Source organism: Mesorhizobium sp. WSM4830 (genome assembly GCF_055811495.1).
On the sequence record NZ_JBVVQI010000015.1, the window covers coordinates 144,554 to 158,363 of the forward strand.

The window sequence follows — 13,810 nt, forward strand, 5'->3', positions numbered from 1 at the left end:
GCGGTTCGGTTGCGCTGCCGGCAGGCTAGACGACCGGCTGCCGGGCCAGCAAGCCATGGCTGGTTGGCCCAGCGCCTTGTGAAAGGCAGTGCAGGACGGTTAGGGTCGCTGCGTATCACCACGGAATAATTTCATGAAGACTGTTTTTTCGCCTCTCCATGCCGGCCATTCCGGCAATGTCGAATTGATCGCCGGCGCCATCGTGCCGGCTTTTGAAAAGCCTTCGCGCGCCGAGTTCATCAGGGCGCGGGTGGAGAGCGAGAAGCTCGGTCCGATCCTGCCGCCGGAAATCCACGACCTCGCCGCCGCCAGGAAGGTGCATGCCGGCGACTACGTCGATTTCCTGCCGACCGTGTGGCCGCTCTGGGAAGCGTCGGGCCGGACCGGTTCGGCCATTCCGTTCACCTGGCCGACGCGCGGCCTGCGCGGCGACGTGCGCCCGAAAGGCATCGACGCGCTGCTCGGCTTCTACTCCTTCGATGGCGGCGCCACGTTCGTCAAAGGCACATGGGATGCGATCAAGTCGTCCTATGACGTCGCGCTGACCGCCGCCGCGCTGGTCAAGGCCGGTGAGCCTTCCGCCTTCGCGCTCTGCCGCCCGCCGGGGCACCACGCCGGCGCAGCCTTCATGGGCGGCTATTGCTTCATCAACAACGCCGCCGTCGCCGCGCAGTGGTTTCGCGACCATGGCGCCGCGCGCGTTTCGATCCTCGACGTCGATTATCACCACGGCAACGGCACCCAGGAGATCTTCTACCGCCGCGGCGACGTTCAGGTGCTGAACCTGCATGGCGATCCGATGACCGAATATCCGTTCTTCCTCGGCCATGCCGACGAACGCGGCGAGGGCGACGGCGAAGGCTTCAACGACAATTATCCGATGCCCTTCGGCACCGGCTGGGAGGTGTGGAATGCCTCGCTCGAGGACGCTTGCACGAGGCTTTTGGCTTATGCTCCCGACGTCGTCGTCGTTTCACTCGGCGTCGACACGTTCGAGAAGGACCCGATCAGCCAGTTCAAGCTGAAAACGGGCGACTACCCCAGGATCGGCCGCCGCATCGCCAGGCTCGGCCTGCCGACGCTGTTCGTCATGGAAGGCGGCTACGCCGTCGAGGAGATCGGCATCAACGCCGTCGGCGTGCTGACTGGCTTCGAGGACCGCTAGAACCGCCGGTGCCTGCAATCACATGGCAGCGCGTGGCAAGCGGTGCCGCCGGCCTGACCGACCGCTTCGCCTGCAACGGCACGCGCTGGCCGGGTCCGCTATCTTGTTGTTGGACCATGATGTTTTTCCAGAATGCGTTCGCCCTTTGCGAAATGATGATCTATTTTTTGAATCCTTGGCTTGAGGGGCCGATTCATCGGAAGAACAAACGCATTTGAGCCTGGGAAAGCATTTATGAACGACGACACACCGGAAAGCGAAAGCGCCTCGGCGCTGGCGCCGTTCCGGCACGGCATCTTCCGGGCGGTGTGGTCCGCCAGCCTCGTCTCCAATTTCGGCGGCCTCATCCAGGGCGTCGGCGCCGCCTGGATGATGACCACGATCGCCACCTCGTCCTACCAGGTGGCATTGGTCCAGGCCTCGACCACCTTGCCGATCATGCTCTTCGCGCTGCTGGCCGGCGCCATCGCCGACAGCTTCAACCGGCGCAAAATCATGCTGATCGCCCAGATCTTCATGCTCGTCGTCTCGGCTCTTCTGACCGTCTTCACCTATCTCGACCTGATGACGCCGTGGACGCTGCTCGCCTTCACCTTCCTGATCGACAGCGGCACCGCGCTCAACAGCCCGTCCTGGCAGGCTTCGGTCGGCGACATGGTGCCTCGCACCAAGGTGCCGGCGGCGATCGCGCTCAACTCGATGGGCTTCAACCTGACGCGCAGCGTTGGCCCGGCGATCGGTGGCATCATCGTTGCCGCCGCAGGCGCCGCCGCGGCCTTTGCCGTCAACACACTGAGCTATGTCGGCCTCATCGTCGTGCTGGCCCGCTGGAAGCCGGAACTGCCGGCATCGACCTTGCCGCGCGAGACGCTGGGCGCCGCAATGGGCGCCGGCCTGCGCTACGTCGCCATGTCGCCCAATATCGGCAAGGTGCTGGTCAGGAGCTCGGCTTTCGGCTTCAGCGCCGGCGCGGTCCTGGCGCTGCTGCCGCTGGTCGCACGCGACGTCGTCAAGGGCGATGCCTTGAGCTACGGCATCATGCTCGGCGCTTTCGGCATCGGCGCCGTCGGCGGCGCGCTGACCAGCGTCAGGCTGCGGCAGCTGCTGTCCAGCGAAACCATGGTGCGCATGGCATTTGCCGGTTTCGCCGTCTGCGCCTTTAACGCCGCCGTTAGCAATCATGCCTGGCAGACGTCGCTCGGCCTGCTGGTCGGCGGCGCCTGCTGGGTGATGGCGCTGTCGCATTTCAACGTCACCGTGCAGATGTCGACGCCGCGCTGGGTGGTCGGCCGCGTGCTTTCGGTCTACCAGACCGCGACCTTCGGCGGCATCGCGCTCGGCAGCTGGGTCTGGGGCGTCGTTGCCGACGCGCATGGCGCCGAAGTCGCCCTGATGGCGGCCAGCGTCGCCATGCTGGCGGGAGGCGCCATCGGCCTGCTGCTGCCGCTGCCGCAGCAGGCGGTGCTCAACCTCGACCCGCTCAACCGTTTTCAGGAGCCGCATCTGGCGCTTGATCTCAAGCCGCGCAGCGGCCCCATCGCCATCATGATCGAATATGTCATCCGTAACGAGGACGTACCGGAATTCCTCGCCACCATGGCCGAGCGCGGCCGCGTCCGCCGCCGTGACGGCGCCCGCAACTGGACGCTGGCGCGCGACCTCGAAAATCCCTCGATATGGATCGAGCACTACCACACGCCGACCTGGGTCGAATATATTCGCCACAATCGGCGCGCCACCTACGCCGACGCGGTCATCGGCGAGCGTATAAGGGCCCTGCACAGCGGCAACGAGCCACCGCGCGTCCGCCGCATGATCGAGCGCCCGACAACGGCCGGCACGGCGCTGGTGATGCCGAAAGGACCGATCGAGCATTAATGGCTGGCGGTGCGTCCAGTTGAACGAGCAAATGAAATTGCGGCGCCTGGCCCAATCCGCGAATGCACGAACAGGATGGCCATTGTGGAGAGACGGTTATATCAGTTGATGTGACTATGACCACTAAGGGGAGACGATGCGTTACATACGTCCGCTTTCAATTGAAGACGCCGCCGGCCTGTTGGCCGGTTCAGCCGGCACGGCCGCCATTCTCGCCGGAGGCAGCGACCTCTTGGTGAGGATGAAAGGCGGCTTCATCGAACCCGACCTGATCGTCGACATCAAGGCGATCGAGGGCTTGAGTGAAATCAGGGAAACGCCGGAGGGCTTCAGCATTGGTGCCGCGGTCCCCTGCGCCGTGTTGGGAGAGAACGCGGCCCTGAACAAGGCATGGCCCGGCGTCGTCGAAGCGGCAAAGCTGATCGGCTCCAAGCAGGTTCAGGGACGCTGCACCATCGTCGGCAATCTGTGCAACGCCTCGCCGGCCGCCGACAGCGTGCCGGCGCTGGTGGCCGCTGGCGCCAAGGCGGTGGTCGTCGGCCCGGGAACCAGGCGCACGATTGCCGTGGAAGCGGTGCCGACTGGGCCGGGCAAGACCTCGCTGGCCAAGGGCGAGATCATCGAGGCAATCCTGCTCGACAAACGTTTGCCGCGTTCGGGCGATGCCTATCTGCGTTTCATTCCGCGCACGGAGATGGACATCGCGGTGGTAAGCGCCGGCGTGAACCTGACGCTCGACGAGCAAGGTCGCGTCAAATCCGCCCGCCTGGCGCTGGGCGCCGTGGCGCCGACGGTGGTTCTGGTCGAGGAGGCCGCCGAGGTTCTCATCGGCTCCAAGCTGGACGAAGCCACGCTGGAGAGGCTCGCCAAGGTCTGCTCGGGCGCCTGCCGCCCGATTGACGACAAGCGCGGCACTATCGAATTCAGACGGAAAGTCGCGGGTGTGCTGGCCAAGCGGGCCGCCATGACCGCCTATGCACGCGCAGGAGGCAAATGATGGCTGGTGTGGCAGTATCAACGACAATCAACGGCGACAATGTCGAGTTCCTTTGCCAGCCGGACGAGACGCTGCTTGACGTCCTGCGCGATCGCCTGGGGCTGACGGGCGCCAAGGAAGGCTGCGGCACCGGGGACTGCGGCGCCTGCAGCATCATCCTCGACGATCGGCTGGTGTGCTCGTGCCTGGTGCTCGGCGCGGAGGCCGAGGGCCGGCACGTCGAGACCATCGAGGGCATGGCGCATGGCGACACGCTGCATCCGCTGCAGCAGAAATTCCTCGAGCACGCCGCACTTCAATGCGGCATCTGCACGCCGGGCTTCCTGATCGCGGCGAAGGACCTTTTGGCCAAGAACCCCGACCCGACCGAGGAGGAAATCCGCTTTGGCCTCGCCGGCAACCTCTGCCGCTGCACCGGCTATGACAAGATCGTGCGCGCCGTCCAGGACGCCGCCATCGTAATGAAACAAGCGTGATGAAGGGAGCCTGACGATGAATTTCGATCCGCGTTATTCGGGACGCAGTTTCACATCTGTCGGCACGCGCCCCATCCGTCCCGACGGCGTCGACAAGGTGACGGGCCGCGCGCGCTACGGCGCCGACTTCAACGTGGCCGGGCAACTGGTCGGGCGCATCCTGCGCAGCCCGCATGCCCACGCCGTGATCCGCAAGATCGACATCTCGAAGGCGCAGAAGCTTCCGGGCGTCAAGGCGGTGATAACGGCCGCCGACCTGCCGGACCTCACCGACGGCGATGCCGCCATGTACGACATCCTCGACAACTGCATGGCGCGCAAGAAAGCGCTCTATGACGGCCACGCCGTGGCCGCGGTCGCGGCGGTCGATGCCCGCACGGCAAGGCAGGCGCTGAAGCTGATCGAGGTCGACTACGAGGTGCTGCCGCATGTCACCGATGTCGACGAGGCGATGAAGCACTCCGCACCCCTGGTCAACGACGCCATCTTCACCGAGGGCCTCGAGCAAAAGCCCGTCAAGCCTTCCAATGTCACCAAGCGCAGCCAGTTCGGCCATGGCGACATCCACCAGGGTTTCGGCCAGGCCGATTTCGTCGTCGAACGCTCCTTCAAGACCGAGCAGACGCACCAGGGTTATATCGAGCCGCATGCCTGCGTGGCCAATGTCAGTTCCGACGGCACCGCCGACCTCTGGGTCTGTACGCAAGGCCATTTTGTCTATCGCCAGCACTGCGCCCAGCTGCTTGGCATGGAGGCCTCTAAGCTGCGCGTCACCTCCTCGGAGATCGGCGGCGGTTTCGGCGGCAAGACCCATGTCTGGGCCGAGCCGGTGGCGCTGGCGCTGTCGCGCAAGGCCGGCCGGCCGGTCAAGCTGGTGATGACGCGCGACGAGGTGTTCCGCGCCTCCGGCCCGACCAGCGCCACCTCGATCGATGTTCGGATCGGCGCCCGCAAGGACGGCACGATCACGGCGGCAGAGGCGACGCTGCGCTATAGCTGCGGCCCCTATGCCGGCACGTGGGCCGAGATAGGCGCCATGACCGCCTTTGCCTGCTACAAGCTCGAGAACGTCAAGACGGTCGGCTACGAAGTGCTCGTCAACCGGCCCAAGACCGCGGCCTATCGCGCGCCGTCGGCGCCGATGGCGGCGTTTGCGGTGGAAAGCGCGGTCGACGAGCTGGCCAAGGAGATCGGCATGGATCCCGTCGAGTTCCGGATCAGGAACGCGGCGCAGGAAGGAACCAGATCATCTTACGGCCCGGTATACGGCCCGATCGGCATCGGGCCGACGCTGGAGGCGGTGAAGAACCATCCGCACATGAAGGCGCCGCTCGGCAAGAACCAGGGCCGCGGCATGGCCTGCGGCTTCTGGTTCAATTTCGGTGGCCAGACCTGCACGGACCTCAATATCGGCATGGACGGTTCGGTCTCGCTTGCCGTCGGAACCGTTGACGTGGGCGGTTCACGCGCCTCGCTGTCGCTGGTCGCGGCGGAGGAGCTCGGTATCCCCTATGAGCAGGTCAAGGCGGTGGTCGCCGATACGTCCAGCCTCGGCTACAACGACATGACGGACGGCAGCCGCGGCACCTTCTCGTCTTCGATGGCGACGATCTCCGCCGCCCGCAACGCCATCAAGGTGTTGCGGGAACGCGCCGCGCAGATGTGGGACATTCCCGTCGACGACGTGGTGTGGGAAGAGGGCCGCGCCATTGCCAAAGGCGCGACGCACGGCAACCTTTCGCCGCTGTCGCTGAAGGAGATCGCGGCCGCGTCAGGAAAGACGGGTGGACCGATTGCCGGCCATAGCGAGCTCGTCGCCGACGGCGCCGGCGTCTCCTTCGCCACCCATATCTGCGATATCGAGGTGGATCCCGAGACCGGCTCCACCAGGGTGCTGCGCTACACCGTCGTCCAGGACGCCGGCAAGGCGGTGCATCCGACCTACGTCGAGGGGCAGTACCAGGGGGGTGCCGCCCAAGGCATCGGCTGGGCGCTCAACGAGGAGTATATCTACGGCAAGGACGGGCGGCTGCAGAACCCTGGCTTCCTCGACTACCGTATCCCGGTCTGCTCGGACCTGCCGATGATCGACACGCAGATCCTCGAGATCCCCAACCCCAACCATCCCTACGGGGTGCGCGGCGTCGGCGAGACCTCGATCGTGCCGCCGCTGGCGGCGATCGCCAATGCGGTGTCGAACGCGGTCGGGGTGCGCATGACGCACATCCCGATGTCGCCGCCGCGGATTCTGGCGGCGATCGAGGCTGAACGGGAAGGCTGATGGTCGAGGTGACGCTCTGGGGATCGCTTGGCGCGCTCGCCGGAGGCAAGAGCAAGGTCGAGATCGAGGCGAAGGATATTCGGGAGCTGTTCAGGAAACTGGCTGAACAATATCCCGGCCTCGAGCCCTACATCGATCGCGGTATCGCCGTCGCCATCGACGGGACGATCTATCGCGACACCTGGTCGAAGGAACTGCCGGAAGGCGCGGAGATTTTCCTGCTGCCGAGACTGGCCGGGGGATAAGTGGACAACCGCGTCCCTAGCATCGACGACCAAGACTTGGCCTAGGCTCGAGGAAGATCTCGGCTATCCACGAGAATTCTTGGCCGGTTCCGCCGGCGAGTTTGGTTCGTTTTCGATGACTGCTTCTGTGTCGATGACAGACATAGAAGCGAGCGAGCTACACGTCAGGTTTGGGCGGGATGCTGATCTGACCCAAAGCCGCTTCTCGCAAGATTGCCGTCGGCAATCGGTGGCGAGAAGCGGTCATTCACTAATGACCTGTTTGCGGCCAAGAGCGGATATTTTTGCATGAACAGCTAGTGTCATGATGCCGGGTTCGCCAGCCCTTCCATCAGCGTGCTTAAAGCCGCATCCAAGGGGGCCGATCCGACTTTCTCTGACACCAGGAGCCCATCGATCGCAAGCATGGTCATACCATGGATGAGCCCCCACCAGGCTGCCGCCTGACCTTCTATCGGCCGCTTGCGAATGCTCCCCGCGGCCTGGCCGCGCCGGAGGATTTCGAGCGCTACATCGAAGACCGCGAGCGCCCGGTCATTGAGATGCATCCCTGCGGCTTTCTCCTCCCCCGCGCTGAACATCAGGCGGTAGAGAGCCGGGTTGTCCGTTCCGAACGCGACGTAGGCATGAGATACCGGAGTGATTTCGTCGCGCAGAGATTTGGGCGTCTTGGGCTTGGCCGCCGATAGACACTCCCGCAGTCGGTCGAAGCCAATCATGGCGAGCTCCGCAAGCAGCGCGGCTTTGTCCGGAAAGTGCTTGTAGGGTGCCGCGTGGCTTACGCCCGCGCGGCGGGCGACTTCGCGCAACGTGAACTGCCAGCCCTTCTCCTCCCGAAGCATATCCAACGCCGTTTCGATAACCGCACGACGGAGGTCACCGTGGTGATAGGGGCGATCGGGTGCGTCCCGCATGATACCTCAAAGTTTCTTGTGGTTACATTGTTGACAGTGACTACTTAAGCGCCTATGTAAGGGCATAAGTTTCTCTTGTCTACATTGGAGTGGACCATGAACGCAACCGCAAATACCACCGACGCTAATCGGCTGTGCAGTCTCCTCGCGGCCCAGCGTGCTGCTTTCCTGCGTGACGGAGCGCCTTCGCTGGCGCAGCGACGCTCTGATCTGGCTAGGTTCAGGGCCACGTTAATCGGGCACCGCAAAGCGATCGAAGATGCCATCAATGCCGATTTCGGGCATCGCTCGAGGTATGAGACGGCGATCATGGAGGTTGGAGGGGTCGCCGAGGGAACGAAGTATTTGATCCGCAACCTTCGCAGCTTCATGGCGCCTTCCCGCCGCCACGTTGCTCTGCACATGCGAATGGGCAACGCCCGCATTGAATACCAGCCGCTTGGCGTTGTCGGCGTCATGTCGCCCTGGAATTACCCGGTAAACCTGTCGCTGATGCCGGTTGTCACGGCCATCGCTGCCGGAAACCGGGTGATGCTGAAGCCCTCAGAGTTCACGCCCGTAACAAATGCGCTGCTCGCAAAAATGTTCGGCGAGATATTCTCCGAGGACCAGTTCGCGATCGTGACCGGTGATGCGGCGGTAGGGGCGGATTTCACTGCCCTGCCGTTCGATCACTTGGTCTTCACGGGGAGCACCGCAGTAGGGCGATCGGTGATGAAGGCCGCAAGCGACAACCTCGTTCCGGTTACCCTCGAACTCGGAGGCAAGTCGCCTAGCATCGTTGCCAAGGGCCACGACCTCGACCAAGCGGCGACTTCAATTGTCTACGGAAAGCTGCTCAGCGCCGGACAAACCTGCATCGCTCCGGACTACGCACTCATCCACGAAAGCGAAGTTGACGCGTTCGTCAAGGCATATGACCGGAAGGTGATGTCCTTCTATGCTGACGGTCCGACGAGTGAACACTACACCTCAATCATCAACGCGCGGCACTATGCCCGGCTACAGGGCCTCACCGACGATGCCCGCTCCAAAGGAGCGCAGATCATAGAGGTTGGCAATCGGCCCGGTGAGGCGTCTCTGCGCCCCAACACGCTGGCGCCAACTGTCGTGCTCGGAGTCACAGACGACATGCGCATCGCTCATGAGGAAATCTTCGGCCCGGTCCTGCCGATTTTTCCCTACCGCGACGTTGAAGAAGCGATTGCCTATGTGAACGCCCGGCCTCGGCCGCTCGCGCTCTACTACTTCGGTGCCGATGACGAACACCGGCGCAAAGTGCTGAGCCGAACAACCTCAGGCAACGTCACTATCAACGGGACGATCATGCACATCGCCCAGGATGACTTGCCCTTCGGCGGCGTCGGGGCCAGCGGCATGGGCGCATACCATGGCATCGAAGGCTTCCATAACCTCAGCCACGCCAAGGGGATCTATGAGCAGGGCCGTTGGAACCTCTCCAACCTTCTGCGCGCGCCCTTCAGACAGCCGATCGATACCATCCTCAACGTGATGCTCCGGTGACCAGCATGCCATCATTAAGTCAAGCTCGGGAGCATCCGAACATGACCAATGACACGTCGTTGCCGCTACGCGGCTCATGCGAATGCGGCGCCTGCTCGTTCGAGGTGCATACCTCGCCGAAAGCCAGGTTCCGGTGCCACTGCCTGATCTGCCAGGCGTTCAACGGCAAACCGTTTGCGGATGTGGTCGCCGTTCGCGGCACGGATGTCGTGCTGAAAAACGCCGGCAATATTTCGTTCAAGAAATACCGCCCGCCTCCGAACTTCAATCGCGGGGTCTGCCGGACTTGCGGCAAGCCCGTTGTGGAGGTTGCGGGCGTCGGGCCGTTCAAGGTGATGTTCATCCCCGCCAGCAATTTCGAGCCCGAGGCCCGGCTGCCGCCGGTTCGGTTCGACATGTTCTATCACCGTCGAGTGCTGGATATGCCCGATAGCGTGCCCAAATACAGCGGCTATTTTGCGAGCGAGTGGGCGGTCGGGAAACTTATCATAAGTGGCTTGTGAAATGGAAAGTCGATCTGTTTGGCGAGGCGTTACCCGATTGCTCCCCTACGCCAGCAGCGAGGCCACGCCGGCGGCAGCTTAGGGTCCCGGACGACAGTACGTTTGAACGCCTTGATCCTGCTAGTTGAGAAAACCCTCGGCTATCCACGAGAATTCTTGGCCAGTTCAGCCGGCGAATTCGGCTCCTTTTCGATGACTGCTTCCGTGTCAATGACAGTCATGGAAGCGAGCGAGCTTTGTGGCCATAAGCGGACTGGCAGCTTCTGGCTGCGCATCTTCAAGGGTGGACATTCAAATCGGCGCAGGCGTCTTCGCGACCTGATACAGGAGCCCTGCCGACATCCTTAGGAGGAAGCTCGGACTGAATCTCACCAGCGAGACGGGCAAGGGTGCTGTGTGCGCCGGTTCTCCAGCCGGGCTCGCAAACGAAACTACTTCATTGGCATTCCCGCGGCCACCAGATCGGCCACCTGTCGATCAATCACTGCAGGATTGGTATGGAAAGTCATATCGCGCCACCGCGCGGCCTTAAGCCACGGCTGCATGGCAAGCGCCTTGAGGGCTTCACTGCGTGCATCGTCAGTTTTTCCAAGATGGACATCGTTGATGGCACGTAGCAGCGGAACAGTGATCATGAAGTCTGAAGCCTTCGTGATCAGTGCAGCAGATTCGGCGTACTTTTCGATATCCGTCAGGGCATTCGCCTTCATCACGAGATAATAATCGGCGAAGTTTGGATCGTTCCTGAGCCCGTATTCTGCTCGCTCAATGGCCTTGTCTGTCAGGCCGCTGAAGCGGGCTGCTGATGAAAGGTCGCCGATGAGAAACGCGTCTCCGGGCGAAAGCGCAATCACCTCATCAGCCCTACGCAGAGACAGATCGAAGTTGCCCTCATGAGCGCTGACGTAGACGGATGACCACAAGCAGCTTTTTCTTGCGTCGGGTCCGAGGTTTGCCCGCGGAAGAACCTTTGCTTCCAGTTCGGACGCCATGCGCCAATGTTCGTCAGGCTTTTCGTCAAAGCCGAGGCCGGCCGCCAAGACGTGATCCCAAGCCAGTCCGCACGATAGCAGCGAGGAGTCGGGAAATTTGGCCAGGCCCTCAAGAATTATGTCCGTCGCCTTCACCAGGCTCTCGGGCGTGAACTGCCCAAAAAAGAAATTGGAGCGAAGGAAGAAGTCGTACTCTTCAAGATCCGGTGTGTCCTTTTCCCAGACCTTCTTGTATTCGCTGTCGTACATTTTTCCGCGCTGGCCACCAAGCGTCCCAATGATGCGTTCGATCGCCTCGTCCTGAATCACAAGGGGATTGCTTCCAGAGCGATCGAACTTTTCCGCCCAGAGATTTTCGCCTGTGCGCGCGTTGATCAGCTGCGCGGTGATGCGCACCCGGTCCGTCTCCTTCCAGATGCTGCCCTCGATCACGTAGGCCGCGTTCAACTCTTGGCCGATCTGGCGGACATCGGTTGGCTTGTCCTTGTAGACAAAGGTAGAGCTACGCGAGAGCACCTTAAGTTCGGTGACGCCTGCCAGCATCGAGATCAAATTGTCTGTCATGCCGTCGCTGAAATACTCCAGCTTCGGGTCGCCGCTCATGTTCTTGAACGGCAGAACCGCGACGGTCGGGATACCACCCTGGCCCATATCGCGCTTTGTTCCATAGAACTGCCACCACGCCAGGACCGCCGTGACTGCTAAGACCAGCACCAGGAAGCTCGCCACGACTGGCAGCCGCGACCGGCTGCGGCGCGCGCGCCTGGGGCTGGCCTTGCCGCCGATCGTGACACGGTATGCCTCCACCGGCTCCGCGATGTTCTTGACCTTCAGCAGGCCCATCGACTGAAAGCCGAAAGCCAGCTTCTTCTCAACCTCGCGCGCGACCTTTGCAGACACCCAGATGCCGCCAGGCTCGGCAAGTTGTTCCAGCCGCGCCGCGATATTTACGCCCTCGCCAAACCGATCGTCACCCTCGATAATCACCTCGCCAAGATTGACGCCGATGCGCACTTCCACGCGCTGGTCTTTCGGCAACGAGGCGTTTCGCTCGGCCAGCCCACGTTGCAGCGAAACCGCGCACTCCATCGCCTCGACGACAGAAGAAAACTCCGCCAGCAGGCCGTCGCCCATCAGCTTGAAGATAGTGCCATGATGACGCGCCACTGTCGGTTCGAAAAGTTCCTTATGACCGGCGCGCACCCGTTCATGCGTACCCGCCTCGTCGCGCTCCATCATGGCAGAATATCCGACAACGTCAGCAGCAAGGATGGCGGCGAGCTTGCGGTCCATTTCGGAGCACTCTGTCGGCGGCCAACCTCGGAGACGAGGTGGCAAACCCTCCCGGTTCCAATCAGTTTCGCCTATCAGGACCTTACCCGCAAGCGGCTGCTGGTTGCGAAACGACTTGATTTGGGCCGGAAGCGTCCGCTTTTAGGGCGCTGCACTGTTCACCTCAATCACAGCTCTCCATAGCCTTCAGCGCTTCGGCGCGGGACGGTTTGTCCGCGATGCGTCGAACAGACGCGTAGAACCTTGGATAGTCGCCGGAACACAGGTCGAACAGGTGAAGAAATGCCGGAACCTGTTCACCGTAGACTGAGGTCGCAGCAAGCTTTGCGTTGTTGATCGGCTGTTCGAACCAGGCGTCGTAGCCCCGGTATCCGGCCCAGCGCCTGTCGCGCATGTGCCGGTAGCGCATCCGTAGCCTGTCGATCGTGGCCGCCTTGGCGGCTGCCATCTGCCGCGGAGTACGGGGACTTCCATAGACCTGGCCCAACTCGTCGCGCGTTTTCGCCACCAGCCCGAGAAAATCGGCGCTGCGCTTGCGATTGGCTTCGTAGCGGCGCAATCCGGCCCGATCGCCGGCGGCGCGGAGCCATTTTCTTGTGCCGGTGGTTTCGACGGCAACCGCGAAAGCCTCATTGAATGCGGAATCGCCATCCACATAGATGCGCTGGTGCGCCAGTTCATGGAAGACAAGGCTTGCGAGGTAGGTGTCGTCCTGACGGAGCATGGTGCTGAGCAGCGGGTCGCTGGACCAGCCCAGTGTGGAATAGGCGGTGATGCCGGTGACATAGACGTCCAGCCCCTGTCTCTGAAGCTCGATAGCGCTTTCCGTCGCGGATTTCCGGGAGAAGTAACCCCGGTAGGGAACGCAGCCGAAAACCGGAAAGCACCATGTTTTTGGCGCGAGCGAGAACTGCGGCGCGGCAAAAACGGCCCAGGTCACCGCATCCCGGTGGATGTCGACATAGCTGCGGTAGCTGCTGTTGTCGGGCAGTGACAGTTCATCCGTCGCAAACCGTCTTATGGCGCTCGCCGACGTCAGCTTGCTGCGCAATGCCTCAGGTGTCGAAGGATCGCGGATCAGTTTTCCAACATTTTTGCGCGCCGCCATGATCTCCACATGGCCCTCCAGCGACTGCGCATAGTAGGAAATGCTTGTGCAGCCGCTCACCCCGAACGCCATGGTCAGCGCGGCCAGTATTCGAAGAACGCGCCTCACCGTTTGCCCACCGCCTGCTTATCTCCCCAAAGGAGCTCTTGCTCTCACAGGCGCACCGATTTTCGTCAAGAAGACACCGGCCCAAGTTACCGCGCTCAGTCGCCCGCCCAGACAATCGCACATGGCGCTCCCCCACTCCGTCTCGGCTTCGCCGAGCCACCTCTCCCCCACATTCGTGGGGGATGAGGAAACCTGGGCTTTCCGAGGTTGCGACCTTGACGATTATCGATTCCTCTCCCTCATGAAATGCTATCGGATTCACACATTTTGCAGATTGAGTTTGGTTCCGTACTTGATGGCGTGGAATTCGGCGAGGCCGATGCGCA

Annotated in this window: 12 protein-coding genes; 9 read left to right on the forward strand and 3 right to left on the reverse strand. The window is 62.4% G+C overall.

All coding sequences use genetic code 11. From position 1 onward, the window contains the following. The first annotated feature begins 133 nt into the window (after nucleotides 1-133). From AC0L2Y_RS20070 to AC0L2Y_RS20100, 7 genes are all read left to right on the forward strand, one after another. The gene (locus AC0L2Y_RS20070) at nucleotides 134-1,165 is read left to right on the forward strand and encodes a histone deacetylase family protein (RefSeq protein ID WP_473558919.1); all 1,032 of its coding nucleotides are present in this window, start codon (nucleotides 134-136) and stop codon (nucleotides 1,163-1,165) included. A gap of 8 nt (nucleotides 1,166-1,173) precedes the next feature. After that, a complete protein-coding gene (locus AC0L2Y_RS20075; RefSeq protein ID WP_473558921.1) occupies nucleotides 1,174-1,383 on the forward strand; it encodes a hypothetical protein in 210 nt (69 codons plus the stop codon). A 16-nt stretch (nucleotides 1,384-1,399) separates the two neighbouring features. Further along, the gene (locus tag AC0L2Y_RS20080) at nucleotides 1,400-3,043 is read left to right on the forward strand and encodes an MFS transporter (RefSeq protein ID WP_473558923.1); all 1,644 of its coding nucleotides are present in this window, start codon (nucleotides 1,400-1,402) and stop codon (nucleotides 3,041-3,043) included. A gap of 136 nt (nucleotides 3,044-3,179) precedes the next feature. Next, nucleotides 3,180-4,040, forward strand: a complete 861-nt coding sequence (locus tag AC0L2Y_RS20085; protein WP_473558925.1) for an FAD binding domain-containing protein — start codon at nucleotides 3,180-3,182, stop codon at nucleotides 4,038-4,040. Then, nucleotides 4,040-4,516 (forward strand): (2Fe-2S)-binding protein, encoded by a 477-nt coding sequence (locus tag AC0L2Y_RS20090; protein ID WP_352488787.1) that lies wholly within the window; start codon nucleotides 4,040-4,042, stop codon nucleotides 4,514-4,516. Before AC0L2Y_RS20085 ends, AC0L2Y_RS20090 begins: the two co-directional genes overlap by 1 nt. Nucleotides 4,517-4,532: 16 nt before the next feature. Further along, nucleotides 4,533-6,797: a xanthine dehydrogenase family protein molybdopterin-binding subunit gene (locus AC0L2Y_RS20095; protein ID WP_473558927.1), complete on the forward strand. Its 2,265-nt coding sequence runs from the start codon at nucleotides 4,533-4,535 to the stop codon at nucleotides 6,795-6,797. Then, nucleotides 6,797-7,042, forward strand: a complete 246-nt coding sequence (locus tag AC0L2Y_RS20100; RefSeq protein ID WP_473558928.1) for a MoaD/ThiS family protein — start codon at nucleotides 6,797-6,799, stop codon at nucleotides 7,040-7,042. The genes AC0L2Y_RS20095 and AC0L2Y_RS20100 overlap by 1 nt, the downstream gene beginning before the upstream one ends. Before the next feature lie 302 nt (nucleotides 7,043-7,344). Here AC0L2Y_RS20100 and AC0L2Y_RS20105 read toward each other — a convergent pair whose 3' ends face one another. Continuing rightward, on the reverse strand, nucleotides 7,345-7,956 hold the full coding sequence (locus tag AC0L2Y_RS20105; protein ID WP_473558930.1) for a TetR/AcrR family transcriptional regulator: 612 nt from the start codon (nucleotides 7,954-7,956) through the stop codon (nucleotides 7,345-7,347). 96 nt (nucleotides 7,957-8,052) lie between these two features. On the opposite strand from AC0L2Y_RS20105, the gene AC0L2Y_RS20110 reads away from it, so the two are divergent. Next, nucleotides 8,053-9,480, forward strand: a complete 1,428-nt coding sequence (locus tag AC0L2Y_RS20110; protein WP_473558931.1) for a coniferyl aldehyde dehydrogenase — start codon at nucleotides 8,053-8,055, stop codon at nucleotides 9,478-9,480. Nucleotides 9,481-9,485: 5 nt separating this feature from the next. Next, on the forward strand, nucleotides 9,486-9,983 hold the full coding sequence (locus AC0L2Y_RS20115; RefSeq protein WP_473558944.1) for a GFA family protein: 498 nt from the start codon (nucleotides 9,486-9,488) through the stop codon (nucleotides 9,981-9,983). Between the two features lie 431 nt (nucleotides 9,984-10,414). On the opposite strand, the gene AC0L2Y_RS20120 is transcribed toward AC0L2Y_RS20115, so the two are convergent. Both AC0L2Y_RS20120 and AC0L2Y_RS20125 read right to left on the reverse strand, forming a co-directional pair. Next, a complete protein-coding gene (locus tag AC0L2Y_RS20120) occupies nucleotides 10,415-12,268 on the reverse strand; it encodes an adenylate/guanylate cyclase domain-containing protein (protein ID WP_473558933.1) in 1,854 nt (617 codons plus the stop codon). A 163-nt stretch (nucleotides 12,269-12,431) separates the two neighbouring features. Continuing rightward, a complete protein-coding gene (locus AC0L2Y_RS20125) occupies nucleotides 12,432-13,448 on the reverse strand; it encodes an aminopeptidase (protein ID WP_473558946.1) in 1,017 nt (338 codons plus the stop codon). Between the last annotated feature and the right edge of the window lie 362 nt (nucleotides 13,449-13,810).

What these genes read in the sequence shown, in the direction of transcription:
- AC0L2Y_RS20080 (WP_473558923.1), top strand. Translation starts at nt 1,400, where the DNA reads ATGAACGACGACACACCGGAAAGCGAAAGCGCCTCGGCGCTGGCGCCG.
- AC0L2Y_RS20115 (WP_473558944.1), top strand. Translation starts at nt 9,486, where the DNA reads ATGCCATCATTAAGTCAAGCTCGGGAGCATCCGAACATGACCAATGAC.
- AC0L2Y_RS20070 (WP_473558919.1), top strand. Translation starts at nt 134, where the DNA reads ATGAAGACTGTTTTTTCGCCTCTCCATGCCGGCCATTCCGGCAATGTC.
- AC0L2Y_RS20110 (WP_473558931.1), top strand. Translation starts at nt 8,053, where the DNA reads ATGAACGCAACCGCAAATACCACCGACGCTAATCGGCTGTGCAGTCTC.
- AC0L2Y_RS20085 (WP_473558925.1), top strand. Translation starts at nt 3,180, where the DNA reads ATGCGTTACATACGTCCGCTTTCAATTGAAGACGCCGCCGGCCTGTTG.
- AC0L2Y_RS20090 (WP_352488787.1), top strand. Translation starts at nt 4,040, where the DNA reads ATGGCTGGTGTGGCAGTATCAACGACAATCAACGGCGACAATGTCGAG.
- AC0L2Y_RS20100 (WP_473558928.1), top strand. Translation starts at nt 6,797, where the DNA reads ATGGTCGAGGTGACGCTCTGGGGATCGCTTGGCGCGCTCGCCGGAGGC.
- AC0L2Y_RS20125 (WP_473558946.1), bottom strand. Translation starts at nt 13,448, where the DNA reads ATGGCGTTCGGGGTGAGCGGCTGCACAAGCATTTCCTACTATGCGCAG.
- AC0L2Y_RS20095 (WP_473558927.1), top strand. Translation starts at nt 4,533, where the DNA reads ATGAATTTCGATCCGCGTTATTCGGGACGCAGTTTCACATCTGTCGGC.
- AC0L2Y_RS20105 (WP_473558930.1), bottom strand. Translation starts at nt 7,956, where the DNA reads ATGCGGGACGCACCCGATCGCCCCTATCACCACGGTGACCTCCGTCGT.
- AC0L2Y_RS20120 (WP_473558933.1), bottom strand. Translation starts at nt 12,268, where the DNA reads ATGGACCGCAAGCTCGCCGCCATCCTTGCTGCTGACGTTGTCGGATAT.